Here is a 25,357-nt window from a genome sequence, read left to right as displayed (position 1 = left end):
GTGGCGGACATTTGTCGCCAATCTCGCTCCCCGAGTCATTCAACGATCCGAAACATCGGACGAGGGACCCCGGGAGGAACCATGACGAATGCGGCTGCCGTGGCACGCAAGTGCGTGCCGATTTTCCTTGTTGCGGCATTTGCACTGGCAGCGCCGGCGCAGGCGCAGAAATCGGGCGGCAGCATCACCGTCGGTCAGGAGCTGGAGATTGTAGGTTTCGATCCGCTCAAGGTCGGCGTCTACGACACCTCCACCTTCACCGCCGCCGCTGCGATCTTCGACACGCTGACGACGCTCGACGAGAAAGGCGAGGCGGCGCCAAAACTCGCAGTGTCCTGGACCCATTCCGACGACTACATGAGCTGGACATTCAAGCTGCGCGAGGGCGTGAAATTCCACGACGGCACGCCGTTCAACGCGCAGGCTTTCAAGGAAAACTTTGACCGGCAGAAGGATCCCGCCAACAAGTGCCGCTGCGCCTTCTACATCACCAACGTCAAGGAGGTGCTGGCGCCGGACGAATACACCATCGTCTACAATCTCACCGATCCCTCCGTGAACCTGCCGGCGGTGATCACCATCCAGAGCTCCAACAACGCCATTCATTCGCCGACGGCCTGGAAGACCAAGGGCGACGACTATAATCGCAATCCCGTCGGCACCGGCCCCTACATTCTGAAATCCTGGACTGCGGGCGACCGCATGGTGCTGGAGAAGAACCCGGACTACTGGGACAAGGGCCGTCCCCATCTCGACCGCATCATCTTAAAGCCGCTGCCCGACGCGCAGTCGCGCTTTGCCTCGCTGCAATCGGGCGAGGCCGATATCATCTGGGACGACGAGAACGACGCCGACAACATCATGAGGGCGCAGAAGGACTCCAAGCTCACCGTGCACACCTACAAGGGCTCGGGCGCGCAGGTCTACGCCTTCAACACCAAGGTCGCGCCGTTCGACGACGTTCGCGTGCGGCAGGCGCTGGTGATGGCGATCGACCGTCCAAAAATGTCGCAGGCGATCAGCAACGGCCTGAGCCGGCCCGCGACCAATCCGTACGGCGACGGCTCCTGGGTCAAGTGCAAGGACGACGGCGCGCGGCCGTTCGACATCGACAAGGCCAAGGCGCTGATCAAGGATTACGGCAAGCCGGTCGAGTTTAAGATGCTGGTGACCGCGACGCCGCGTGGCCGCATGATCGGCCAGGTGCTCCAGCAGTTCTGGAAGCGCGTCGGCGGCAACATGGAGATCGAGCAGGTCGATCAGGCCACCATCCCGTCGCGCGCCTTCACCCGCCAGTTCCAGTTGACGCCGTGGCGTATCGTCGATCTCGCCGATCCCGATCCACAGATGTATGCGAACTTCCGCAGCGGCAGCCCGCTCGCGCTGTCCAACTACGCCGATCCGGAGCTCGACCGGCTGCTCGACCATGCCCGCGTCACGGCCGACCTCGGCCAACGGACCGAGGATTATTGCGCGATCAGCCGCCTGATCAACAAGCAGGCGATCTGGTTCTGGACCTTCCAGAACACCTATTACGCGCTGTCGAGCGCCAAGCTGAAGGGCTTTCCGAAAATCTACAACGGTGTGATCGACGTCTCGAACACCTGGCTGGAATGAAAGCGCGATGCTGAACTTCGTCGTTCGGCGGCTCCTTGCCATCCTGCCGGTCCTGCTGGCCGTTTCGCTGCTGACCTTCCTGATTGCCTCGCTGCTGCCGGGCGATCTCGCCTTGGTCATCCTCGGCGACCAGGCAACGCCGGATAATGTCGCAGCGCTGCGCCGTGACATGGGGCTCGACCATCCGCTGTGGTGGCGTTACCTGAGCTGGCTCGGCCATGTCCTGCAGGGCGATCTCGGCCGCTCCTTCCGCACCGGGCAGACGGTGCTCCAGGCGGTGGCCGAGCGCATTCCGGTCTCGCTCCAGCTGATGCTGATGGCCGAGTTCATCGGGCTCGTGATCGGCGTGCCGCTTGCGATCGCCTGCGCCGCGCGCGCCGGCGGCGCCTTCGACCGCTTCATGACCGGCAGCGCTTTCGCCATGCTGTCGATGCCGTCCTTCCTGACCGCGATCCTCCTGATCTATCTGTTCGCGGTCGAGCTGCACTGGCTGCCCGCGACCGGCTATGTGCCGTTCACCGAGGCGCCGCTGGCCAATCTGCGCTTCTTCGTGCTGCCGGCGCTGACATTGGCGCTGGCGGAATGGCCGGGCATCATGCGGGTGCTGCGCTCCGACATGATCGCCACCTTGCAGGAGGATTATATCGCGCTCGCCAAGGCCAAGGGCCTCAAGCCGGCGCGCATCCTGTTCGTGCATGCGCTCAAGCCCTCGTCGCTGACCCTGGTGACGGTGACCGGGATCAATATCGGCCGCCTGCTCGGCGGCACGCTGATCGTGGAATCGATCTTTGCACTGCCCGGGATCGGCCGGCTGCTGGTCGGCGCGATCTACACCCGCGACCTCGTCATCCTGCAGGGCGTGGTGCTGCTGGTCGCCTGCGGCTTCGTGCTCGTCAACTTCATCGTCGACATGCTCTATGCCGTGCTCGACCCCAGGATCCGCCATGGCCACGCTTGAGCTCTCGATTCAGGATGAGGCGGCGGTCGCGCCCGTTCGCGGCAGGCGCAAGCTCGGCCTGCTGTTCTGGCTCGCAAGCGGCTGGCTTGCCATCATTCTCGCGCTCGCAATCCTGGCGCCGGTGTTGCCGCTGCAGAACCCGACCGACATGGACATGCTGGAACGCCGCGCGGCATTCTCTGGAGAGCACTGGCTCGGCACCGACGGGCTCGGCCGCGACGAACTCGCCCGCCTGATTTTCGGCGCGCGGGTGTCGCTGACGGTCGGGCTGATCGCGCCGATGATCAGCCTCGTTTTCGGTGGCGCACTCGGCCTGCTCGCCGGCTATTTCCGCGGCCGGTTCGAGACCCTGGTGGTCGGCAGCATGGACGTGCTGCTGGCCTTTCCGCCGCTGATCTTCGCGCTCGCCGTGACTGCCTATCTCGGCCAATCCGTCCCCAATCTGACCTTGATCCTCGGCGTGCTCGGCATTCCCGCCTTCATGCGGGTGGCGCGTGCGGCGACGCTGACGCTGGCGCGGCGGGAATTCGTGATTGCCGCCGAGGCGCTCGGCGCCAGCCATGCGCGCATCATCTTGCGCGAACTGCTGCCGAACGTGATCCTGCCGCTGCTCGCCTTCTTCCTGCTCGGCGTCGCCGTCACCATCGTGGTCGAGGGGGCGCTGTCCTTTCTCGGTCTCGGCGTGCCGCCGCCGATGGCGAGCTGGGGCAGTATGATCGGCGAGGGACGTGAGAGCCTCGACGTCGCGCCGCGGCTCGCCTTCCTGCCGGCGGCGGCGCTGTTCCTGACCGTGCTGGCCTTCAACCTGGTCGGCGATACCTTGCGGGCGCTGACCGACCCGCGTCAGGGGGCATTGTGAGCGCGCCGCTCTTGACCATCGAAGACGTTGCGGTCGAGCTGCCGACACCGCGCGGCAATTTGCGCGCGGTGGATCACGTCGACCTGTCGCTGGCGGCCGGCCGCACACTCGGCATCGTCGGCGAATCCGGCTGCGGCAAGACCATGCTGTCGCGCGCAGTGCTTCAGCTCCTGCCGAAGAAGGCGAAGCTGACGGGCCGGGTGATGTTCGACGGCGAGGATCTGGTGCGGCTCGATGCGGGACGGCTGCGGCGCCTGCGCGGGCGCGATCTCGCGGTCGTGTTCCAGGATCCCATGACCTCGCTCAATCCCGTGCTCACCATCGGCACCCAATTGACGGAGACGATCCAGGAGCATCTCGAGCTGGATGCCCCGGCGGCCAGGAAGCGCAGCATCGGGCTGCTGGCGGCCGTTGGCATTCCGGCACCAGAGCAGCGGCTCGCACAATACCCGCATCAATGCTCCGGCGGCATGCGCCAGCGCATCGCGATCGCGATCGCGCTGTCCTGCGAGCCGAAACTGCTGATCGCGGACGAGCCGACGACGGCGCTCGACGTCACCATCCAGGCGCAGATTCTCGATCTCCTGGCGCGCGAGCAGCGGCGCCGCCACATGGCGATGATCATCATCACCCATGATCTCGGCGTCGTCGCCGGCCGCGCCGACGAGGTCGCCGTGATGTATGCGGGCAGGGTGGTCGAGCGCGCGCCGACGCCGGCGCTGTTCAAGCGCATGCACATGCCTTACACCGAGGCGCTGCTGGCGGCGATCCCGAAGCTTGAGACCGCGCCGCATACGCCGCTGCCTGCGATCTCCGGCCGCCCGCCCGATCCGACGCGGCCGCTGCGTGGCTGCTCCTTTGCGCCGCGCTGCCGCTATGCCGCGGGGCGCTGTCACGAGGCCAAGCCCGAGCTGAAGAGCGCGGAGGTGCCGAGGCATCTCTATGCCTGCTTCCATCCGATCCAGATGGCCGAGGGGATCGGCGCATGATGCAGCTTGCCGTGCGCCCCGAGCCGCTGCTGAATGTCGACAATCTCGTCGTCGAATATGGTCTCGGCAACAAGACAGTGCATGCCGTCTCCGGTGTCAGCCTTCAGGTCGCACGCGGCGAGACGCTGGGGCTGGTCGGCGAATCCGGCTGCGGCAAGTCGACGCTGGGGCGCGCGGTCCTGCAGTTGCGCCGCGCCAAATCCGGGCGGGTGATGTTCGACGGCGAGGATTTGACAGCGATGGAGGGCGAGGCGCTGCGCAAGATGCGCCGCCGCGTGCAGCTGATCTTCCAGGATCCGATCGCCTCGCTCAATCCGCGCCGGCGCATCGGCGATATCGTCGCCGAGCCGCTGATCATCGCCGGCGTCAAGGACGCCGCCGAGCGCAAGCGGCGGGTTCACGAGGTGCTTTCCGCGGTCGGGCTCGACCCTGATATCGTGGCGGGTCGTCTGCCACATGAATTCTCCGGCGGGCAGTGCCAGCGCATCTGCATCGCGCGTTCGCTGGTGCTCAATCCTGAGTTCATCGTCTGCGACGAGCCGGTGTCGGCGCTCGACGTCTCCATCCGCGCGCAGATTCTCAATCTGCTCGAGGAGATGAAGGCGCGCTTCGGCCTGACGCTGCTGTTCATCGCGCATGATCTCGCGGTGGTCAAAGCGGTCAGCGACCGCGTCGCGGTGATGTATCTCGGCCGGCTCTGCGAGGTCGGGCCGTCGGAGCAATTGTTCGCAAAGCCGGCGCATCCCTATACCGGGTTGCTGTTGCAGGCGATCCCGGTGCCCGATCCGGATGTGCGTCCCGTAGAGAGTGTAGCGACCGGCGAGCCGCCATCGCCGATTGCGCCGCCGTCCGGCTGCCGCTTCCGCACCCGCTGTCCGCGGGCCGATCAGCGATGCAGCGCGGAGATACCGGAGTTGCGTGAAATCGCGCCCGGCCAGTTCGCGGCTTGCCATTATCCGCTGGCCTAAACTAAGACGGTCGGGGTTTGTCTCGCCTCGCCGGTCGTGGCATGCTGGCGCGACAACAAGAACATGCCGGGAGGATGTCGATGAAGAGCTTCAAGGTCGCCGATTTCAAGGCGCCGCTGCAGGAGGTCGACGAGGCCACGCCGCAGCCCTCGGGCACCCAGGTTCTGATCAAGGTGAAGGCGGCTGGCGTCTGCCACAGCGACCTCCACATCTGGGAAGGCGGCTACGATCTCGGTCACGGCCGCAAGCCGCTGTCGCTGAAGGACCGCGGCATCAATTTGCCGCTGACCATGGGCCACGAGACGGTCGGCGAAGTCCTCGCCTTCGGTCCCGACGTGAAGCCGACCGACCAGGGCGACCTCAAGCTCGGCGATGTCGGCCTGGTCTATCCCTGGATCGGCTGCGGCAAATGCGCCACATGTCTTGGCGGCGACGAGAACATGTGCCTGACGCCGCGCTCGCTCGGCGTCTATTGCGACGGCGGTTATGCCGACCACATGCTGGTGCCGCATCCGCGCTATCTGCTCAATCTGAGAGGGCTCGATCCCGCGACGACCGCGCCTTACGCCTGCTCGGGCGTCACCACCTACAGCGCGCTGAAAAAGGTCGAGCAGCATTTCGACACGCCGATCGTGATGTTCGGCGCGGGCGGCCTCGGCCTGATGGCGCTGTCGCTGCTGAAAGCGATGGGCGGCAAGGGCGCGATCATGGTCGATATCGATGCGAAGAAGCGCGAAGCGGCGGATAAGGCCGGCGCACTCGCGACGGTCGATCCCAAGGCGCCGGATGCGCTGGAGCAGCTCGCGAAGAAGGCGGGCGGGCCGATCCGCGCCGTGATCGACCTCGTCGGCAATGCCGCGACGACGCAGCTCGGTTTCGACTGCCTGACCAAGGGCGGCAAGCTCGTCATCGTCGGCCTGTTTGGCGGCGGTGCGACCTGGGCGCTGCCGCTGATTCCGATCAAGGCCGTGACGATCCAGGGCAGCTATGTCGGCAATTTGCGTGAGACGCAGGAATTGCTCGATCTGGTGCGAGCGAAGAAGGTGCCGCCGATCCCGGTGACGACGGTACCGCTCGCCAGGGCCAACGACGCGCTGCTGCAGTTGCAGCAGGGCGCGGTGGTCGGACGCACCGTGCTGACGCCGTAACGAACGCTCTCTCCTCCGTCATTGCGAGAAGCAAAGCGGCGAAGCAATCCAGACCGCCTCAGCGGAAAGATCCTGGATTGCTTCGCTTCGCTCGCAATGACGACTTGGCTAACTCCTTCCTTGAGGCTCTTATGTCCGCAAATAACGCCTTCCACATTGCCGTGCTCGCCGGTGACGGCATCGGTCCCGAAGTCATGGCGCCGGCGATCGAGGTGCTGCGCAAGATCGAACAGAAATCGGATTTGCGCTTCCGCTTCACCGAGGCCCCGGCCGGCGCCAACAATTATCTCGCCACCGGCAAGTCGATGCCTGATACCACGATCAAGCTATGCGAGGAGGCGGATGCGATCCTGTTAGGTGCCTGCGGCCTGCCTTCGGTGCGCTACCCCGACAACACCGAGATCGCGCCGCAGATCGAACTGCGCTTCATCTTCGATCTCTATGCCGGCGTGCGTCCGGCGCGGCTCATTCCGGGCGTGCCGAGCCCGATCGTCGGCGCCGACCGGCGCGGCATCGATCTTGTCGTGATCAGGGAGTCCACCGAAGGCCTGTTCGCCTCGATGGGCAAGGGCGTCGTCACCCATGAGGATGCGCGCGAGACCATGGTGATCACGCGCAACACGTCCGAGCGCCTGTTCGAGTTCTCGTTTCGCCTTGCCGAGCGGCGCAAGGCGCGCGGCAAGCCCGGTGCGCTCACCTGCGTCGACAAGGCGAACGTGTTCAAGGCCTTCGCCTTCTTCCGCGGCATCTTCGACGAGATCGCCAAAAAGCATCCGGAGGTGAAGACCAACTGGCTCTATGTCGATGCCTGCTCGGCGATGCTGGTGAAGCGGCCCTGGGATTTCGACGTGATGGTGATGGAGAACATGTTCGGCGATATCGTCTCCGACATCACCGCGAGCCTGATCGGCGGCCTCGGCATGGCGCCGTCGGCCGACATTGGCGACAAGTATGCGGTGTTTCAGCCGTGCCACGGCACCGCGCCCGACATCATGGGGCAGGGCAAGGCCAATCCCACCGGCATGATCCTGTCGGCGGCGCTGATGCTGGACTGGCTCGCCGACAAGCATGGCGTCGAGAGCGCGACGGAGGCCGGCGAGACGATCGAGCGTGCGGTAGACAAGGTCTACGCCGGCGGCATCAAGCCGATGGAGTTCGGCGGCAACAACGGCACGGCGGACATCACGAAAGCGGTGCTCGCGGCGCTGTAGTCAAGGAAAAAGGGGCCCGCAGGCCCCCTGTCGTTCACCAGCGGCGCCAGTGGTGGTAGCGGTGACCCCAGCCCCACGGACGCGGGCCGTAGAAGCGTCGCGGGCCGCCATAATAGCCGTAGGCGCCGTAGTAGTTCGGACGCCACCAGCAGCGGCCCCAGGGGTTACAGACCCAGCGCACCTGATCGACATCGGCGGCGGGACCGCCTGCAATCTTGTCCGCCTGCGGGATGCCGTTCGGCATTGCCGCGAGAGCGGGACCCGAGGCGAGCGCCGCACCGCCCAAGGCAGCCAGACCGAGAACAGCAAATTTGAGTTTCATCGCAATCTCCCTCGTTGGTGGCGAGAGAACTTTCGACAGATCAACTGGTTGCTATCGCGGTGCGTGCGCGCGGGAAATTTAATCTTCCTGAACGAAGGTTCAGTTTCAGCGCCCCTGGAACTTGGGTCTGCGCTTTTCCATGAAGGCCTGCCGGCCCTCGCGGAAATCCTGAGAGTCCATGCAGGCGTTGCCGATCGCCTTGATCGTGTCCATGTCGCGCTGGCTCTCGTCCTTCAGAACCTGCGCGATGGTGATCTTGGCGGCCTTGATGGCGAGCGGCGCGTTTTCGGAAATGGTTTGCGCGATTCCCATGGTCTCGCCCCAGAGTTGATCGTCGGGGATCACGCGCTCAACGAGGCCAATGCGCAGCGCCTCAGAGGAATCGATGCGCATGCCCGTGTACATCAACAGGCGCGCCCAGGACGGGCCGACCAGCGACACCAGATGACGCAAGCCGTCATAGCCATAGGCGATGCCGAGCCTGGCGGCGGGAATGCCGAACTGGCTGTCGTGCGAAGCGATGCGGATGTCGGCAAGCATCGCGACTTGCATGCCGCCGCCGAGGCAAAAACCCTGGATGCAGGCGATGGTCGGCTTGGGATAGTCGGCGAGCAGCGCGCGCTGGGCGGCGCTGCGCTTGGCGTACTCCTCGGACGCCGCTGCATTGTGCCTGACCTTCGCGAACTGGCTGATGTCGGCGCCCGAGACGAACGCCTTGCCGCCGGCGCCGCGCAGGATTACGACCCGCACCGTCTCGTCGTCGCGCAGGCTGATCAGTGCCTCGCCAAATCCCTCCCACATCTCCAGCGACATCGCGTTGCGCTTGTCGGGATTGTTGAAGGTGATCACGCCGACGCCGCCGGCCGCGTGCATGAGGATATTGCCGTCGGCGTAAGCCGTTTCGGTCGTGCTGGACATATCGGACATCGCGCGCTCGCTGATCGTTGGCGAGGCAATGTGCGGCGCGGGCGCCACCGCGGTCAACCGGGGCCGGGGTAGGCGAGCTTGCATCCGCCTGTGCTGCGATTGCATGGCGCGCGCGAAGTTCGGCGCATGGCAGCAGACCGCCAAGAAAAAGGGGCGACTAGACCGCCCCGAGAAAGACCGCGCGCAAGCGCGCCGGCGCAGACATATCTTCTCGTCCGGTCTCGTCCAATCCGGCCGCGCCCCCGCGACGCGGCGGATTGAACGTCGGCCGCAAAGGCCGGACCGTCGATCGATCTCAGCTTTCGTTCGCTGCAATCGATTCCATCAGCGAGACGAGCTGACGCTGCACCGTCTGGTCCTTGATCTTGCTGTAGGCGCGCAGCAGACGGAGGCTGAAGGCGCTGTCGAGGAAGAGCAGGCTCTCCACTTCGCGCGCCTTGTTGTCGCCGTCATAGAAGAAGGTCACAGGCACATCGAGGGCGGAGGCGATCTGCTGAAGCCTGGCCGCGCCGACGCGATTGACGCCCTTCTCGTATTTCTGCACCTGCTGGAAGCTGACGCCCAGCTTCTCGCCCAGTTCGGCCTGCGAGATCTTCATCTCGACCCGCCGCAAACGAATCCGCTTGCCAAGCTCAATGTCCGGCTTGCCGGCACTGCGCTGCTTCATTCTCTTCGCCGCTGCTTTCATACTTCTCACCGTTGTTCTTCGGTTGAAAATCCCCCGAAGAGCTGGGTCAGGGGTTCGCCCATATACGAGTCCTTGAATTCATGCGGATGCACGAACTCCTCCTTAAACCACGGGAAGCGAGCCGGATTGAAAGCCTCGATCAGCCAGTCAATCATGTGCCGCACGCGCGGAATCCGTCCGCTACCGGGATGGTAGGACAGCCAGATATCCAGCGGTCGGTTCAGCTCGACCTCCAGTGGAATCAACTTCCCGCCAAGCGCAATGGCGTAGCTCGGGAATACGCCGATTCCGGCGCCATTCGCGACCGCCCAGTAGTTGGCGCTCGAGACGTTGGTTTTCTTGACCAGAAGGTCACGTTCCGAAACGCCCGGGAAGAAGCTCTCGAAAGATTCCTTGGCGGCGAGCTGGTCGGCGAATTGCAGCACCAGGCGATGCTTGATCAATTCCGCTGCCGAGCGCGGCGCGCCATGTTTTGCGATGTATTTCTCCGAGGCCCAGAACATCAGATGCATGCGGCCGAGCCGCACCAGCTTGACGTCGAGCGCCGAGGGACGTGACAGATGGATAGCGACGTCGGCCTCGTGGCGGGAGACATCGGCCGAGCGCATCGCGCAATGCAGGTCGACCAGGATCTTCGGATAGGCTTGCTGGAATTCGACCAGCCGCGGGGCAAGCCAGAACGTCCCAAGTCCCTCGGTGACGGCGACGCGGACTTCGCCGGACAGGGCGTTGACCGTCGAATCGCTGGTCCGCATCACGTCGAAGGCCGCCGCCTCCATGCGCTCGACGGCAGAGACCACGATCGCGCCTTCATCGGTCAGATGGGTGCCGTGGACGTCGCGGGTGAACAGGGTGGTGCCGGTCTGACGCTCGAAATCATCGATCCGGCGACGGACGGCGTTGATCGACAGGGACAGACGTTCGGCCGCCGAGCGGAAACTTCCACATCGGACGACTTCCAGGAATATGCGGGCCGCGTCCCAATCGGAGAGGCCGCTGATATTTATCTTCGGGCGTTCTTCCAACGGAACGCCCCTTTCCGCCAAGGAGTGCATACAATTCCCTTTGGTTTGCTAAACTGGCAGAATCTGGCGCAAACTACAACCACGGCGGGTTGCGGGGGTGATGAGTTTTGAACGTCATCCTTACTGCGGCGCGAGCGGTATTTGAGTGCTGCCAGGGCTGGGATCGGGCAGCCTGTTGCCCGTTTGAGGGGTATCGCGTGAGTTCCGTTGCAAGCCTCGAGATGGCTGCGGGATTGTCGGCGCTGTCCGCAGTGGACATTCCTGCGCAACAGCGGTTGCCGTGGTCCCGGATGGAGCAATCGCAGCGCACGAAGCGTCTTGTCCCGAATCGCTCCGACGATTGCCAGTGGCGTCGTGGCACGATGTTGGCGGGAACCGCGGTTTCATCGCAGAAACACACTGAAATCATGTTCAGAGGCTCAGCGGCCTCGTGCTATCTTTGGCGCTCCACGGGGGCCGCAGGGGTCGTCACAGACAATTCTCGCAGGCCGAATTAACGGAAAGAACGCTTGTGTCGCATTCAGACGAACAGTTGCAGTCGGTGCTGGAAACGCTCGAGGAGTGCCGCAGGGTTCTCAATGCGAGCAACAGCCGCGACTCGGCCGAGCTGCTGTCCATGGTCATCCTCGACGTCAGGATGAAGCTCAAAGGAATTGACGATGCCGATCTCAAGGCATTGTGCGACGAAATGCTGCGGAGCGCTGCGAGCGAACCGCGGTCCCCTTCCAAGCAGACGCAGGACCAGCCCCGGCGTCCGCTGCTCCGCGTGGTGAAGTAGCCGCGCCGCCGAGTCTCGCTTTTTGGCGAGATTTGTGCGCGTCCCGATGCCGCATCTGTGATCACGGACGGCATCGGGAGGAGCCCTGGTTTCGCGCGCCTCTGTTGCGCATTCCGAGCCATCGGTTACACCAGAGCCGGTTCGGCTCCGGTCCGCGCGCTCCCCGCGCGTCGTGTCGGGCCTGAGATGGCTCCGATTGCATCATGCAAAATGTTTCGATCCCGGCGGCGCTGATTGCCGGCCTCGTCAGCTTCCTCTCGCCCTGCGTCCTGCCTTTGGTTCCGCCCTATCTGATCTACCTCACAGGGGCCACGATCGAGCATGTCGAGAGCGACGAGCCGGCCGCGGCCTCCAAGCGCGCGATCTTGATGTCGGCGCTCTTGTTCGTGCTCGGCTTCTCCACCGTGTTCGTGGCGCTCGGCGCCAGTGCCTCGCTGATCGGCGGCCTGATCCGCGCCTGGTCGGCCGAGCTGTCGATCCTCGCCGGCATCGTCATCATCATCATGGGCCTGCACTTCCTGGGACTGACCCGGATCGGTCTGTTGATGCGCGAGGGCCGGCTGCCGATCCCCAAGCCCGTCGGGCTCTGGGGCGCCTACATCATGGGGCTTGCCTTTGCGTTCGGCTGGACGCCCTGCATCGGCCCGATCCTCGCCGCGATCCTGTCGATCGCCGCAGCGGAAGCGACGGTCACCAAGGGCGCGGGCCTGCTCGCCGTCTATTCCGCGGGCCTCGGCATTCCCTTCCTGATCGCCGCCCTGATGATCGAGCAGTTCTCCGCGCTGTTCGCGCGGATGAAGGGCCAGCTCGTCAACGTCGAGCGCGCCATGGGCGTGTTGATGGTGATCACCGGCATCGGCTTCCTCACCGGCGCGGTCTCGAATGTGAGCATCTGGCTGCTGGAGACGTTTCCGGCGTTGCAGACGATCGGGTAGGGCGGAATCGGCGAGCTGCACCGGCTCAGAACCGCCCGGGTCTTTCACTCAGCCGGCGCCGTTCCGGGAACGGGGATTGATAAAGCCAGGCGAGATTCTCGCAGAAGCGCTCCAGGCTTGTCTCGCGTATCAGCTGATTGCGCAGCAGCGCGTGGACTCCGGCCGGATGATAGACGTGATCGCCGAGTTCCCGGGCCTGAAGCTGGACCCGCGCAGTACGCAGCATCCGGGCATTCCTGTATTGGTCCAGCGCGTGGGCGACATCGCCTTCCGTCTCGTCGAGTTCGTCCGCGAGACAGACGGCATCTTCCAGCGCCATGCAGGCCCCTTGCGCGAAATATTGCAGCATCGGATGCGCGGCATCGCCCAGGAGAACGACGCGCCGGTCGATCCAGCGATCGGTCGGATCGCGATCGCAGGTCACCCACGCCTTCCAGTCCCTTCCATGATGGATGATCGCCTTGGCGCGAGGGTGCACGTCCTGAAAACCTTCGAGCACCTCCTCGTGGGTCACGGGCCTTGCCGCAAACGCCTCGACGGGATCGTTATGGCAGGTGATTGCGAGATTGAACACCTTCCAGCCCGAGAGCGGATAATGCACTAAGGCCTGTTTACAGTCGCTAGTTTGCGAGGAAAGCCGCGACGAGATTGAGGAGGCCGGCAAAGCAGGCGTCTGTTTTTTCGTAGCGAGTTGCGATGCGGCGGAATGCCTTGAGCTGGCAGAAGAAGTTCTCGACCAGGTGGCGCCATTTGTACATTTCGGCGTCGTGCGGGATGCGCCCGGCGCGGTCGGCCTTGGACGGGATGACCGCTGCGGCGCCGCGTTGGTTCAGATTGGCGCGCAGCCAGTTATTATCGAAGGCCTTGTCGCCGATCAGCGCTTCAAAATCGAGGCCAGTGATCAAAGGCTCGACGCCAATGCTGTCGTGACGCTGGCCGGGCAGCAGGACGAAGCGAATGAGATTGCCGAGTGCGTCGACCAGAGCCATGATTTTGGTAGTCAGGCCACCACGCGAGCGGCCTATGGCCTGATTTTGAGTCCCCCTTTTGCCCCGGTGCCATGTTGGTGGACCCGGACGAGTGTGCCGTCGATCAGGACATATTCGAAATCGGGATCGTCACAGAGAGCTTTGAAGACCCGCTCCCAGACCCCCTTCTGCGCCCAGCGCCAGAAGCGCGTATACACTGTGAACCACTTGCCGAACGCTTCCGGCAGATCTCGCCACGGCGAGCCCGTGCGCGCAATCCAAAGAACTGCTTCGATAAAGAGCCGGTTGTTACGCCCGGTGCCGCCGGGATCACCGGCTTTGCCAGACAATTCCGGCGCAATCCGCTCCCACTGCGCATCGCTCAACATCAATCGAATCAAGGCTGATCTCCAATTTTCAGCCTTGAATCAATTTTCTACTGATTTGGGAATCCTGTCTGTAAACAGGCCTTAGATGGCACTTGGCGCCGGCCCACAATGTCGCGGCGTTCCAGCGCAGATCCTCCGGCATCTGCTCGGTCGGGATGACTGAACGATAGGTGGTGTGGCCCGCGACCCGCGGCGCGCCGTCGGCGACCATCTGCTGGCGAATGCGGGAGCGAAGTCCGTCCGCGCCAACCACGAGGCACCCGGTGACACGCTCACCAGACTTGAGCAGTGCCGTTGCCGAAGCATCGTTCTGCTCGTAGCCGACGACATCGCAATCGGACCGCAGCGTGACGTGGGGGTGCGCCTCGCAGGCGCGCACGAAGATGCCGTGAAGATCGCCGCGATGGACCACGGCATAGGGATTGCCAAAGCGTTGCCGGAAATAGCTGGTCAGATCGATGCTGGTGATCTCTTCCGCCGAGATCGCGTCCATTAGCCGGAGCTGGTCGATGAAGACGGCGATCGATCGTGCGACATCACCGAGTGCGAGTCGGTCGAAGGCGTGGAATGCGTTGGGACCAAGCTGGATGCCGGCGCCGATCTCCTGATAGCGCGGCGCGCGTTCCAGGACGGTGACCTGAAAACCCTTCCGTGCCAGCGCGATCGCGGCCGCAAGTCCGCCGATGCCGCCGCCGACAATGATGATGGGATCCTGTCGCATGTCCTCTCCTCGGTGGTTTGCTATTTTCTCGATGTCCTGGTACGCGGCTGCCTCGCCTTGCTGCGTGCCTCCGGCTGCTCGTCAAGAACGTCCTGCGGCCGCGCCGGCGGAGGCACCTTGATCAATCCGGCTTCGACTTCCTGCTCGAGCCGATCGATATTCTTGTAGAGCTCGACCAGCACGCGCTTGAGCTCCGCCGCTTCCTTGGCGGACATGCTGCCGGTTGCGACTTCTTCATAATAGGCGGCGAGCGGCATGAGCCGCCCTGCCAGCTCAGCACCTTTGGGCGTCAAGACGACCTGGAGGCTGCGCTGATCGTTCTCAGGCCGGTCGCGCGTCAAGAGGCCGGCGCGGCTCATCTCCGCGACGATGCGCGACAGGGTAGACACGTCGGCCGACGTCAGTTCGGCGATCTCTCCAAGGCGCAACGGATGGCCCTGCTCTGACAGTGCGGCCAGCACGCGGTACATCGGAAGCGTCAACTTCTCGTGACGGATCACGCGCGCGAAAAGGTCGCCCATGCGAACGCCGAGCCGGGCGAGCAGATAGGGCAGCGAATTCGAAAATCGATACATGGACTTGGATCCTGGCGGGAGAACTCCGCCCGGAATAAGGGTCAACCTTCGCACGTGCAATATTTGCGTTTCAATCATTTGCATTTGCAACTTTATCATTGACAACTATTTGCGCCCGGTGCTTTGCTTTGTCAACGCCAGAGTTGAAGGGACGACGCCATGCAGGAAAAGATCGCGCTCGAGGAGCACTTCGCGCTTCGGGAGACTGTTCAGGACAGCGCGGGCTTCGCGCCGACCGACGACTGGCGCGAGCTGGAAGCGCGGCTGCTCGACATTCACGACCGCCGCCTCGCGGAGATGGACGGTCACGGAATCGAGATGATGCTGCTGTCGCTGAACGCGCCGGCCGTCCAGGCCATTCCCGACCGCAGCCGTGCACTGGAGCTGTCGCGCCGTGCCAACGACTTCCTCGCCGAGCAGGTCGCCAAGCGGCCGGATCGCTTCCAGGGCCTTGCAGCGCTGCCGATGCAGGATCCCGACGCGGCCGCGCGCGAGCTCGATCGCAGCGTCGGCACGCTTGGATTTCGCGGGGCGCTCGTCAACGGCTTCAGCGAGCTCGCCGGCACCGATCATGCGATTTACTATGACCGCAAGGAGTTCTGGCCGTTCTGGTCGGAAGTCGAACGCCTCGGCGTTCCCTTCTATCTGCACCCACGCAATCCGCTGCCGAAAGACTCGGCGATCTATGAAGGGCATCGCTGGCTGCTGGGACCGACCTGGGCGTTTGGGCAGGAGACTGCGGTCCATGCCCTGCGCCTGATGGGCTCCGGACTGTTCGACGCGCATCCGCGGCTCCAGATCATTCTCGGGCACATGGGGGAGGGGCTGCCGTACTCGATGTGGCGGGTCGACAACCACAACAAGTGGATGCGGAGCCAGAATGCCTATCCCGCGCGGCGCAAGATCGCCGACTATTTCCGAGAGAATTTCTACATCACCACGTCGGGCAACTTCCGCACCCAGGCGCTGATCGACGCAATCCTGGAGATCGGTGCCGACCGCATTCTCTTCTCGGCCGACTGGCCGTTCGAGAACATCGATCATGCCGCCGACTGGTTCGATAGCGCGGCGATTTCCGAAGGCGATCGCATCAAGATCGGCCGCGACAATGCGCGTGCCCTGTTCGGGCTCGGCAAAGCAACGACCCAATCTGCCGCAGAGCAGAACGTGTCAGCAATCTCAATGGAGGAAACCCGTGAGCATCTCGTCCGAAATCGACGTGCATGAGGAATTGTCCGGCGCTCCGATCGGCCCGTTCCACAAGCTGCTCGGCATCCTGATCACGCTCATCACGCTGTTCGACGGCTATGACACCTTCAATCCCGCCTATGTCATCCACTACGTGGTCCAGCCCTGGGGACTCCAGCCAAGCCAAGCGGGGTTTCTGGTGAGCTCGGGTCTCGTCGGCTTTCTGTTCGGCGCGATTGGTCACGGCAGCGTAGCCGACCGTTTCGGCCGGCGTGGCACGCTGCTCGCAGGATTGTGGGTCGTCAACGTCTTCACATTGCTGACCGCCGTGCTGGCGTACGATTTCTGGAGCTACTGCGCTCTTCGCTTCGTCACCGGGCTCGGTCTCGGCGTGCTGCTGCCGCTCGGCACGACCTTCATCAACGAGCTCGCGCCCAAGCGTGTCAGCAACACGTTTTCGCTGTGGGGCGTGACGCTGGGCTGGTCGCTCGGCGGCGTCTGCGCCGGTCTCGTCGGCGTATTCCTGACGCCGCAGCACGGTTGGCAGATCCTCTACTACGTTGGCGCGCTGTCGATCCCGCTGACTTTCGTGGCACACGCCATCCTGCCGGAAAGTCCGCAATTCCTGGCGACCCGATCGCGGATCCCGGAGTTGCGTGCGCTGCTGGCACGGCTGCGGCCCGAGCGGGCCGCCGTCTACCAGAATGCGACGTTCGCATCGGATGACGGTACGCGGCCGCAGAGCACGATTGGAGCGTTGCTGAGCCCGCGCTATCGCCGCGTTTCGCTGACCATCTGGATCACGGCGTTTCTCAGCCTGTTCGCGATCTTCGGTCTCACCGGGTGGATTCCGACGGTCATGCTCAAGCGCGGCGAGACCTTCGCGGCATCATTCGGCTTCGGTGCCTTGATGCAGGCGATGTCGTTCATCGGCGGCCTCACGCTCGCAATGCTGGCCGATCGCAATTTCTTGCTGACGCCACGTTATCTCGCGACCTGGTGGCTGACCGGCGGCATTGCCGTGCTGGCGCTCGTCTTCGTCAGCGGTCATGGCGTCAATCTCGCCATCGTCGCCGTTGCGGGCTTCTGCATCATCGGCGCCCAGCACGTGCTCAACAATTTCACCGCCGGGTCATACGAGACCTGTTTCCGCGCCAGCGGCGTCGGAATGGAATTGGGCATCGGCCGGGTGGGAGCGATCCTCGGCCCCTATGTCATCGGTCTGTTGCAGCAGGCGACCGGAGGCCCCGACGCCGTGTTCTGGGCGATCGGCGGCGCGTCCATGGTCGGTGCGCTGGCGATCGGATCGCTCAGTGCTGCCGCAGCAAATCGTCTGCCGCGCGCCGATATCGCACCCGCGGAGTGATGAGGCGGGCCGATCGACAATCACCGGCCGCGCCTTGACTGGCCAGCTTCACCAAAGGAGATCCGAAATGTCCACATCCACTCGTTCCGCTGCGACCGCAGGGCCGCTCGACGCCTGGGTACTTCTGTTCGCACGCGTCGCGATTGCGCCGCTATTTCTCTACAGCGGCATCGGAAAGGTGATGGCATTTGCCACGACCGCGGGCCGGCTTCCCGGCGGCGCCGAGGGATTCGGCGCGGTGCTGGCCGCTGGCGCGATTGCAGTCGAACTCGGAGGCGGCACGGCCCTGCTGCTAGGCCTGTTTGCGCGCCCGGCGGCGGCGGTCCTGATCCCGTTCACCATCGCCGCCACGCTGATGTTTCACAATTTCTGGGCCGCGCCCGAAGCGCAGGTCGTGATGCAGACCATCAACTTCCTGAAGAATCTCGGCCTGCTGGGCGCCCTTGCGCTCATCGCCTCTTACGGGCCGGGCGCCCATGCCGTGCAAGCGGCCATCAAGCCCGGCTCCAAAGGTGCTCCCGAGCTCTCGTGATCCTTTAGCTACGCCGATGAGCTGACCGCGAAGCGCGCCAGCGCCTTGCGGTCCACATGAGTGATCTTCATCGCCGATATCCTTTTCGTCCGTTCAACGCGTCTCGTCCAGTACGCACGTCACTGTGCAGACGACGCCGCGCGGCAGGAAGTCGCCGTTGCGCAGCGAGTTCGTCAGCGCCAGAACCTGCAGGCCGCCGGTCATCCGCTGCACTTCGGAGTCCAGCACAAGGCGCATACTGCGCACGTTCTCCAGCACGCGGCTGGTCGCGTCACTTCGATCCTGCTTGTAATTGTAGACAGCGATGCCGACCGCGAAGATGATCAGCGGCAACATCGTTCCAGCGACCAGGAGAGCGAGCCGGACCGGCAGCGTAAGCTTTGACAAGCGCGGGCGTCCCGATTCCGGCGCAGCGGCACCGGATTATGGTTTTGGCAAGACCATAAGGGCAGCACTTGCCCGGCGCCACGATTTTCGCATCTGCGAGCGGGGAGAAGATTTTGCGATGCAGTCGGGGGCCGGGTCAGATCATCGTGATCGCGGTCAATAGCAGACACGTGGCGTAGACAGCCGCCAGACTGAGCCCGACGATCCGGGCCTCTCGATGCGATTTCATACGCTCAACTCCAGGTCGGCGGCCGCCGTTGGGGAGCAGCCGCCCGGAGGTCGCGTCGCGATCAATCGATTTCCTGAATGACCACGCGCGAGCCCGGATCCACCAGCATCACGCGATCGCTGGAATAAACGTAGCGATACTTCGTCAGTGACGGGCCCCAATCCGCCGGAACGGCCTCAAGCTCGACGTCGGTCGGCACCGTCGCACCGACGATGATCTTTTCCTTCGTCACCACCGGACGAACGCGGTGCTCGGTGATGTAGGATTTGATCTTGGTGCGGTACTCCGGCTCGATCTGAACTGCCGCCGCATGACCGGTTCCAGTGGTGGTCACCACGGTGGACTGCGCGAACGCGCCGGTCGAAATCAGGACGGCTGCGGCGGACAGCAGGAACAGCTTTTTCATCTTGTCCTCCTCACAGGAATATGCGCCGCAACAACATCTCACCATGCGCCGCGTTCCTCCCGCGTAGGAACAAATTGCTATTTTTTCCCGTTTCTGAATCGACCGGGCCCGGAAGCTCGGGAAATTGAGGAGAAGAAAGGGACGCTGAGAATAGCGAGTGCAGCGCTGATGGTTGCTGCATTGTCCTTGCCGGCGTTCGCGGCCGACGAGTTCTACGTGGTCCAGGACGTCAAGACCAAGAAGTGCACCATCGTCGACAAGAAGCCGACAGACGCCTCCATGACCGTGGTCAGCCCGTCGGGCACGATCTACAAGACGCTCACCGAGGCTGAGAGCGGCATGAAGACCGTCAAGGTCTGCACATCCAATTAGGAAGACATCCAATTAGGAAGAATGTGATGCCCGTGATCCCCGTATTTATTCTCTGGGCCGTGCCAGCGATCATTGTGATCGGCGGCGGCATCTATCTGATTGGTCACATGCACTAGGCCTGTCGAGGGAGGCGAGCGGGCCTCTGCGTGCAGCGCAAAGGTCCGCAAGTCTGCCGTTTCTACGAGAGCGGGAGGTCGCCCATGCGGCCCCGCACGCCAGCAGGAGTGCGAGTTGCAGTGCAACAGGTCGTGGAGGTGTCGCTCTGCGACGAAGAGTGCCTCCAGGTTACGCGAAATGACTTCCGTCCCGCCGTCGTTTTTCATACGCTCCCCGAACGCTGGCCGTTAACCGGCTGCGCTCACGCCCCGGCGACAGGGGCGGGGCATCAATGGGAGGGGAGACGATGAAGCGAAGATCATTTCTCGCCGGTATCGGTGCGACCACTGCGGCAGCTGCGATTGGCATGCCGTCGATCCTCAGGGCGCAAGCGCCGATCACGCTGAACGGCGCGGTCCAGTTCAACGACGACCATGCCTTCAACCGCGCGCTGATCCGGTTCGAGGAGCTGGTGAAGAAGTACTACGGCAAGCCCGTCAATTTCACGCTGCACAAGAACTCCTCGCTCGGCCTCGAAAAGCAGTATTTCGAGTACATGTCGCAGGGCAAGGCGGTCGATTACGGCATCGTCTCGCCGGCCCATATGTCAACCTTCGCCAAGGCGGCCCCGTTCATCGATGCGCCCTTCGTGTTCAAGGGCATCGAGCACATGAACAAGGTCGTCGAGGCCAATATCCTGGCGCCGATCGCCGACGAGGTCGCGGCGAAGGCCGAGGTCGTTCTGATCGGTTATGCCGGCGGTGGCATCCGCAACATCTTCGCGAACAAGCCGCTCAAGAATCTCGCCGATCTCAGGGGTCTCAAGGTTCGCGTGCAGGGAGCGCCGATCTGGTCGAAGACCTTTGCGGCAGTCGGCATGAGCCCGACGGTGATCGCCTATAACGAAATCTACAACGCGATCCAGAACGGGGTGATCTCGGCCGGCGAAAACGAGGCGGCCGGCGTCGAGGCGATGAAGTTCTACGAAGTGGCCCCGCATCTCAGCCTGACCCAGCACGCCGTGTCGATCCGGCCGATCTGCTTCTCGGTGAAGACGCTGAAGACCTTGCCGAAGGATTTGCAGGACGCGATCATGAAGGCCGGCAAGGAGGCAGGCGACTACGGCCGTCAGCTCGAATCGAGCGAAGAGGTCGTGAAGCTCGACACGCTCGAGAAAGCCGGCAAGCTCAAGCGCGTTCCCTTCGAGGAGCGGGACGCGATGAAGAAGCTCGCCGATCCCGTGATGGCCACCTACGCCAAGGAAATTGGCGCGGAAGGCATTTTCGAGAAGATCAACGTCGTCTGAGGTCGCTGCGTCCGCCGACAATAGTCCGGGCAGGCCCCGCTTCTTGCCCGGAAGGCGGATGAGCTGCCGCACGGAGCCCCAATGTCTGAAACGCCCGACTTGTCCACACGGTCGCTGTGGCGTCGCGTCACCGCGGCCTATGCGAAGTTGCTGGAGTTCCTGTTGGCCGCCTGTGTCGGCGTCCTGATTGTTCCGGTCACGCTGCAAATCATCTCGCGCTACACGCCCTTCATTCCCTCCTACATCTGGACGGAGGAAATGGCGCGGTTCCTGTTCATCTGGACGATCATGATCGGTGCCATGGTCGGTGTGCGGGAAGCGCAGCATTTCGAGGTCGACGTGTGGCCCAATCTGTCGCGGCGATCGGAGGCCGCGGTGCGGATCCTTGCGCGTCTCGGCGTACTGGCTCTGGCGCTGGTGTTCGTATCGGCCGGCATGGAGTTCACCCGCTTTGGCTGGAACAGAACTTCGGAACTGGCAGATCTGCCGCTTTGGCTGATTCACGTTGCCTGGCCTGTGACCGGCGCGACGTGGATCGTCTTTGCCGGTGAACAGATCGTTGATGAGATGCGCGTTCTGGTTGGGGCAGGGCGATGAGCGGCAATGTGCTCTCTGCCGGACAGTCCGCGATGGTGCTGTTCGGGGTTTTCATCGGCCTGCTCATCGTGCGCGTGCCGGTCGCTTTCGCGCTCGGCCTTGCCTGCGTGCCGATCCTGCTGATCGAGCCGCGTCTGTCGCTGATGACGCTCGCGCAGGAGACCTTCAATGCATACAATTCATTCATCCTGCTGGCGGTGCCGTTCTTCCTGTTGACGGCGAACCTGATGAGCATCGGCGGCATCACCGACCGCCTGGTGGCGCTGTCGCGCTCGATGGTCGGGCACTGGCCGGGATCGCTGGCGCAGATCAACGTCGTGCTGTCGGTGTTCTTTGCCGGCATCTCAGGCTCCTCCACGGCCGATGCGGCGAGCCAGTCCAAGATCTTCATCGATGCACAGACCAAGGAGGGCTACGATCTCTCATTTTCGATCGCCATCACGGCGGTGTCGGCAGTGCTAGCGGTCATCATCCCGCCGTCGATCCTTATGATCGTGTGGGGCGGGCTGATCTCGACCTCGATTGCGGCGATGTATCTGGCCGGCATCGTGCCGGGCCTGCTGATTGCCGGCGCGCAGATGGCGACGGTGCACGTCTATGCGGTGCGCCGCGGCTACCCGACCTATCCGAAGGCGACCTGGGTCGAGATGCGATGCGCCATTTGGCAGTCGTTACCGGCGCTGATGACGCCGCTCATCATCGTTGGCGGCATTCTGCTCGGGTGGTTCACCGCGACCGAGTCTGCCTGCGTCGCGGTGCTCTATTCTATCGCGCTCTCGGCGTTCTTCTACCGCGAGACAGGTCCACGCGAATTGTACAAGGCCTTGCTCGACACCGGGCGCCTTGCCGGCGTGGCGCTGTTTTGTGTCGGCACCGCAAGTGCGTTTGGCTGGCTGCTCGCCTACTATAGGATTCCGCAAGAGCTGCTGGCCAATGTCTCGACATGGGGCATGGGCACCGTCACCGCCGGCTTCTTCATTTCCTTCTGCTTTCTGGTGGTGGGCTGCTTCCTCGACGCCATTCCGGCCATCATCATCGTCGGCACGGTGCTGGAGCCGCTGGCAAAGTCCGTCGATCTCCATCCGGTCCAGTTCGCGATCATTTCCATCGTATCGCTGGCCTTCGGACTGGTGACGCCACCCTATGGCTTATGCCTGATGATCGCCTGTTCGATCGCCGGTGTACGGCTGCGCTATGCTCTGAAGGATACGGTGATCATGCTGGTTCCGATGCTGCTCGTACTGGCGGCAGTCATCATTTGGCCGAGCGTGTCGCTGTTCCTGCCGCGCCTGATCGTGCCGGAGATGCTCAGATGAGCGTCTGCAAATGAGCTTCTGAGAGTGCAGTCCCGCGGCCGACGGCCGCGGGATCGATTCAATGGCTACAGATTGCTCTCGGTGATCGCGGCGTAGACCATGCTCCGCAGCTCGCGCCGGATCGGGTAGGCGCTCGACGGCAACACCTGCGTCATGAAGATGGTGATCAGTTCTTCGGCCGGATCGATCCAGAACGAGGTCGTGGCCGCGCCGCCCCAATTATATTCGCCGGGGCTGCCGGCGATCAGTGTTTCCGCCGGGCGCATGGTCACGGCGAAACCGAGACCGAAGCCGATGCCGTTATAGGCGGCTTCCGAGAACAGCGAGCGTGACACCTCGGGCAGGAATCGTCCGCCCGGAATGTGATTGGTGGCCATCAGCGCCAGCGTCTTGGGCCCGATCAGCCTGACGCCGCCGAGCTCGCCACCATTGAGCAACGCGCGGCAGAAGGTGAGATAATCGGCGACCGTCGAGCACAGCCCGCCGCCGCCGGAGATGAAGGAGGGCGGCGACAAGAACGAGCTGGTTGCCGGATCGTCCTGGAGCGTCAGGCCCTCGCGCCGCTGGCCGGCATGGAAGGTCATGCCGCCGCCGGGGTCTGCCGAGTAGCAGGCGGCGAAACGATGGGCCTTCGAGGCCGGCACATGGAAATCGGTGTCGCTCATGCCGAGCGGATCGAGGATGCGTGCCTTCAGAAACTGTTCGAACGGCATGCCTGAGATCTTGCCAACGAGATAGCCGAGCACGTCGGTCGCGACCGAGTAGTTCCAGGCCTCGCCCGGCGAGAACTCCAGCGGGATCTTTGCCAGGCCCTCGATCATGGTCTGGAGCGTGCCAGACTTCTCGACCTCGCCGATCTTCTCGGCGCGATAGGCGGCATCGACATTGGAGCGCTGCTGGAAGCCATAGGTGAGGCCGGAGGTATGACGCAGGAGGTCGACGATCAGCATCGGCCGGGACGGCGGCCGGGTCAGGAAGGCCGGATAGGTGCCGGCGACGAACACGCCGAGATCCTTCCATTCCGGAATGTATTTGGCGACGGGTTCGTCGATGGCGACGAGGCCGGCCTCGACCAGCATCATGAAGGCGACGCTGGTGAGCGGCTTGGTCATGGAATAGATGCGGTAGATGGTGTCGTCCTTGACCGGCAGCTTGCGCTCGACGTCGGCAAGGCCCTGAACCGAGCTGTGTGCGACCTTGCCACGGCGGAAGACGAGAAGATGCGCGCCCGGGAACCGGCCGGCATCGATGTACCGGCTCTTCAGATGCGCATCCACGCGGTCGAGTGCAGTCTTGGACATGCCGACGGATTCGGGCGAGGCAGGGGTGGGCGCGAGCATCAGTTCCTCCGGGGCAGTTTTGTCCGTCAGTTGATAGCCGAAATGCCGGCCTCATTCCAAGGGCGGCGCGCTTAACGGGAGCAGGCCTGCTGGTGTAGGCTGCAGCCTGGAACGCCTCCAGGGAGCCCCAAGGGCCTCTCAGGGGGCCAACGAGAAAAACCCAGGGCAAAACTCACCATGACCCAGTTCAACGAGACCGAACTCACCGAAGCCGTCGTCAGGAGCTTCGACAGCACACCGAACCCGCGTGCGAAATTCCTGCTCCAGGAATTGGTGAAGTCCCTGCACGATTACGTGAGCAAGACCGATCTCACCTTCGCGGAATGGGAATATGCCATCGACTTCCTGACCCGCACCGGCCAGAAGTGCACCGACACCCGCCAGGAGTTCATTCTCCTGTCCGACGTGCTCGGCGTTTCCATGCTGGTCGATGCCGTCAACCACCGTGACCGCGAGGGCGCGACGGAGACCACCGTGCTCGGTCCGTTCTATGTCGGCGAGCACAAGGTCACCGCGCACGGCACCGATATCTCCCCCAACAACCAGACCGGCGAGCGGATGTTCGTGCAGAGCCGAGTCACGGATCTGAAGGGCAAGCCGCTCGCGAACGTCCCCGTCGACGTCTGGCATGCCGATGATGACGGCTTCTACGATTCACAAAAGGCCAACTATGACGAGGTCGGCGCCTCGGCGCGGGCGCGCTTCATCACCGACGACGACGGCCGCTTCTTCTTCCGCACCATCCTGCCGTGCAGCTACCCGATTCCGACCGACGGCCCGGTCGGCGAGATGATTACGCAGACCAAGCGTCATCCGATGCGGCCGGCGCATGTGCATTTCCTGGTCAATGCGAAGGGTTATGAGCCGCTGATCACCCATGTTTTCATGGACGGCGACAAATATCTGGATACCGACGTCGTGTTCGGCGTGAAAGACGACCTCATCGCCAAGGTCGAGCCGCGCAACGATCCGGCAATGCCCGACGGCAGTAAGGCGAATGGGAAGTGGCACCTGATGAGCTACGAATTCCACCTCAAGCCCGGCGGCGGCATGGCGCCGAAGCCGCTGGGGACGAAGGCGGCCCAGCCGGCCTGACGACTAGCGCGCGATGAGATTAGGATGAATCGTCATCGCGCTTTAGGTT

The 25,357-nt window shown here is 63.5% G+C and carries 27 protein-coding genes and 1 pseudogene; 17 read left to right on the top strand and 11 right to left on the bottom strand.

Annotated elements, in window-relative coordinates; translation table 11 throughout:
- Positions 1-81 precede the first annotated feature (81 nt).
- The 7 genes from ACR9YP_RS33800 to ACR9YP_RS33770 all read left to right on the top strand — a co-directional run bounded on the left by ACR9YP_RS33800 (position 82) and on the right by ACR9YP_RS33770 (position 7,750).
- A complete protein-coding gene (locus ACR9YP_RS33800; RefSeq protein WP_438110151.1) occupies positions 82-1,617 on the top strand; it encodes an ABC transporter substrate-binding protein in 1,536 nt (511 codons plus the stop codon).
- Between the two features lie 7 nt (positions 1,618-1,624).
- Complete coding sequence (locus ACR9YP_RS33795) at positions 1,625-2,575, top strand: ABC transporter permease (protein ID WP_438110149.1); 951 nt, start codon at positions 1,625-1,627, stop codon at positions 2,573-2,575.
- Positions 2,562-3,434, top strand: a complete 873-nt coding sequence (locus ACR9YP_RS33790) for an ABC transporter permease (protein ID WP_438110147.1) — start codon at positions 2,562-2,564, stop codon at positions 3,432-3,434. Before ACR9YP_RS33795 ends, ACR9YP_RS33790 begins: the two co-directional genes overlap by 14 nt.
- The gene (locus tag ACR9YP_RS33785; RefSeq protein ID WP_438110145.1) at positions 3,431-4,423 is read left to right on the top strand and encodes an ABC transporter ATP-binding protein; all 993 of its coding nucleotides are present in this window, start codon (positions 3,431-3,433) and stop codon (positions 4,421-4,423) included. Before ACR9YP_RS33790 ends, ACR9YP_RS33785 begins: the two co-directional genes overlap by 4 nt.
- A complete protein-coding gene (locus tag ACR9YP_RS33780) occupies positions 4,420-5,391 on the top strand; it encodes an ABC transporter ATP-binding protein (protein WP_438110143.1) in 972 nt (323 codons plus the stop codon). Before ACR9YP_RS33785 ends, ACR9YP_RS33780 begins: the two co-directional genes overlap by 4 nt.
- Positions 5,392-5,471: 80 nt before the next feature.
- Entirely contained in the window at positions 5,472-6,539 is a 1,068-nt protein-coding gene (locus tag ACR9YP_RS33775; protein WP_438110141.1) for an alcohol dehydrogenase, read from the top strand.
- A 131-nt stretch (positions 6,540-6,670) separates the two neighbouring features.
- On the top strand, positions 6,671-7,750 hold the full coding sequence (locus ACR9YP_RS33770) for an isocitrate/isopropylmalate dehydrogenase family protein (RefSeq protein WP_438110139.1): 1,080 nt from the start codon (positions 6,671-6,673) through the stop codon (positions 7,748-7,750).
- A 34-nt stretch (positions 7,751-7,784) separates the two neighbouring features.
- Here the strand turns inward: ACR9YP_RS33770 and ACR9YP_RS33765 are convergent, their stop codons facing one another.
- The 4 genes from ACR9YP_RS33765 to ACR9YP_RS33750 form a co-directional block, all read right to left on the bottom strand.
- Positions 7,785-8,072: a hypothetical protein gene (locus tag ACR9YP_RS33765; RefSeq protein ID WP_130213122.1), complete on the bottom strand. Its 288-nt coding sequence runs from the start codon at positions 8,070-8,072 to the stop codon at positions 7,785-7,787.
- Positions 8,073-8,177: 105 nt separating this feature from the next.
- The gene (locus ACR9YP_RS33760) at positions 8,178-8,999 is read right to left on the bottom strand and encodes an enoyl-CoA hydratase (protein ID WP_474217912.1); all 822 of its coding nucleotides are present in this window, start codon (positions 8,997-8,999) and stop codon (positions 8,178-8,180) included.
- Positions 9,000-9,294: 295 nt separating this feature from the next.
- A complete protein-coding gene (locus ACR9YP_RS33755) occupies positions 9,295-9,666 on the bottom strand; it encodes a helix-turn-helix domain-containing protein (RefSeq protein ID WP_020608151.1) in 372 nt (123 codons plus the stop codon).
- Between the two features lie 26 nt (positions 9,667-9,692).
- Positions 9,693-10,742 carry a LysR family transcriptional regulator gene (locus tag ACR9YP_RS33750; RefSeq protein ID WP_474217910.1) on the bottom strand — a complete coding sequence of 350 codons (1,050 nt, stop codon included), beginning with the start codon at positions 10,740-10,742 and terminating at the stop codon, positions 9,693-9,695.
- 511 nt (positions 10,743-11,253) lie between these two features.
- Between ACR9YP_RS33750 and ACR9YP_RS33745 the strand changes: the two genes are divergently transcribed.
- Positions 11,254-11,490: a hypothetical protein gene (locus ACR9YP_RS33745; protein WP_244551239.1), complete on the top strand. Its 237-nt coding sequence runs from the start codon at positions 11,254-11,256 to the stop codon at positions 11,488-11,490.
- 203 nt (positions 11,491-11,693) lie between these two features.
- The gene (locus tag ACR9YP_RS33740) at positions 11,694-12,425 is read left to right on the top strand and encodes a cytochrome c biogenesis CcdA family protein (protein ID WP_091892757.1); all 732 of its coding nucleotides are present in this window, start codon (positions 11,694-11,696) and stop codon (positions 12,423-12,425) included.
- 25 nt (positions 12,426-12,450) lie between these two features.
- On the opposite strand, the gene ACR9YP_RS33735 is transcribed toward ACR9YP_RS33740, so the two are convergent.
- The 4 genes from ACR9YP_RS33735 to ACR9YP_RS33720 form a co-directional block, all read right to left on the bottom strand.
- Positions 12,451-13,026 (bottom strand): FAD-dependent monooxygenase, encoded by a 576-nt coding sequence (locus tag ACR9YP_RS33735; RefSeq protein ID WP_474217909.1) that lies wholly within the window; start codon positions 13,024-13,026, stop codon positions 12,451-12,453.
- 19 nt (positions 13,027-13,045) lie between these two features.
- Positions 13,046-13,794 (bottom strand): IS5 family transposase gene (locus ACR9YP_RS33730; protein WP_438102468.1). Its coding sequence is split into 2 segments (ribosomal slippage): positions 13,046-13,464 and positions 13,464-13,794, totalling 750 coding nucleotides; the frame shifts between segments, so codons are not numbered across the junction.
- Between the two features lie 16 nt (positions 13,795-13,810).
- The gene (locus ACR9YP_RS33725; RefSeq protein ID WP_474217908.1) at positions 13,811-14,503 is read right to left on the bottom strand and encodes an FAD-dependent oxidoreductase; all 693 of its coding nucleotides are present in this window, start codon (positions 14,501-14,503) and stop codon (positions 13,811-13,813) included.
- A gap of 20 nt (positions 14,504-14,523) precedes the next feature.
- Positions 14,524-15,078, bottom strand: a complete 555-nt coding sequence (locus ACR9YP_RS33720; protein WP_438110131.1) for a MarR family winged helix-turn-helix transcriptional regulator — start codon at positions 15,076-15,078, stop codon at positions 14,524-14,526.
- 159 nt (positions 15,079-15,237) lie between these two features.
- Between ACR9YP_RS33720 and ACR9YP_RS33715 the strand changes: the two genes are divergently transcribed.
- The 3 genes from ACR9YP_RS33715 (at position 15,238) to ACR9YP_RS33705 (ending at position 18,164) form a co-directional block, all read left to right on the top strand.
- Positions 15,238-16,305, top strand: a complete 1,068-nt coding sequence (locus ACR9YP_RS33715; protein WP_474217907.1) for an amidohydrolase family protein — start codon at positions 15,238-15,240, stop codon at positions 16,303-16,305.
- Positions 16,274-17,632 carry an MFS transporter gene (locus ACR9YP_RS33710; RefSeq protein ID WP_438110127.1) on the top strand — a complete coding sequence of 453 codons (1,359 nt, stop codon included), beginning with the start codon at positions 16,274-16,276 and terminating at the stop codon, positions 17,630-17,632. The genes ACR9YP_RS33715 and ACR9YP_RS33710 overlap by 32 nt, the downstream gene beginning before the upstream one ends.
- Before the next feature lie 67 nt (positions 17,633-17,699).
- Complete coding sequence (locus ACR9YP_RS33705) at positions 17,700-18,164, top strand: DoxX family protein (RefSeq protein WP_438110125.1); 465 nt, start codon at positions 17,700-17,702, stop codon at positions 18,162-18,164.
- Positions 18,165-18,311: 147 nt separating this feature from the next.
- On the opposite strand, the pseudogene ACR9YP_RS33700 reads toward ACR9YP_RS33705, so the two are convergent.
- A pseudogene (locus ACR9YP_RS33700) lies at positions 18,312-18,500 on the bottom strand (sensor histidine kinase); the annotation flags it as partial.
- Between the two features lie 341 nt (positions 18,501-18,841).
- Positions 18,842-19,186 carry a DUF1236 domain-containing protein gene (locus ACR9YP_RS33695; RefSeq protein WP_370985059.1) on the bottom strand — a complete coding sequence of 115 codons (345 nt, stop codon included), beginning with the start codon at positions 19,184-19,186 and terminating at the stop codon, positions 18,842-18,844.
- A gap of 168 nt (positions 19,187-19,354) precedes the next feature.
- Here ACR9YP_RS33695 and ACR9YP_RS33690 point away from each other — a divergent pair, with 168 nt between their 5' ends.
- From ACR9YP_RS33690 to ACR9YP_RS33675, 4 genes are all read left to right on the top strand, one after another.
- Positions 19,355-19,558 carry a hypothetical protein gene (locus ACR9YP_RS33690; protein ID WP_438110124.1) on the top strand — a complete coding sequence of 68 codons (204 nt, stop codon included), beginning with the start codon at positions 19,355-19,357 and terminating at the stop codon, positions 19,556-19,558.
- A 403-nt stretch (positions 19,559-19,961) separates the two neighbouring features.
- On the top strand, positions 19,962-20,960 hold the full coding sequence (locus tag ACR9YP_RS33685; RefSeq protein WP_474217906.1) for a TRAP transporter substrate-binding protein: 999 nt from the start codon (positions 19,962-19,964) through the stop codon (positions 20,958-20,960).
- A gap of 81 nt (positions 20,961-21,041) precedes the next feature.
- Positions 21,042-21,557 (top strand): TRAP transporter small permease, encoded by a 516-nt coding sequence (locus ACR9YP_RS33680; protein ID WP_438110120.1) that lies wholly within the window; start codon positions 21,042-21,044, stop codon positions 21,555-21,557.
- Positions 21,554-22,873, top strand: a complete 1,320-nt coding sequence (locus ACR9YP_RS33675) for a TRAP transporter large permease (protein ID WP_438110118.1) — start codon at positions 21,554-21,556, stop codon at positions 22,871-22,873. The genes ACR9YP_RS33680 and ACR9YP_RS33675 overlap by 4 nt, the downstream gene beginning before the upstream one ends.
- Positions 22,874-22,938: 65 nt before the next feature.
- On the opposite strand, the gene ACR9YP_RS33670 is transcribed toward ACR9YP_RS33675, so the two are convergent.
- Positions 22,939-24,213: a serine hydrolase domain-containing protein gene (locus tag ACR9YP_RS33670; protein ID WP_438110116.1), complete on the bottom strand. Its 1,275-nt coding sequence runs from the start codon at positions 24,211-24,213 to the stop codon at positions 22,939-22,941.
- A gap of 177 nt (positions 24,214-24,390) precedes the next feature.
- Here ACR9YP_RS33670 and ACR9YP_RS33665 point away from each other — a divergent pair, with 177 nt between their 5' ends.
- Entirely contained in the window at positions 24,391-25,308 is a 918-nt protein-coding gene (locus ACR9YP_RS33665) for an intradiol ring-cleavage dioxygenase (protein WP_091892781.1), read from the top strand.
- The last annotated feature ends 49 nt before the right edge of the window (positions 25,309-25,357 follow it).

This window comes from Bradyrhizobium sp. BR14999 (assembly GCF_056106085.1).
The sequence above is the reverse complement of the archived record's forward strand: the minus strand, read 5'-3'. Positions and strand labels throughout refer to the sequence as shown.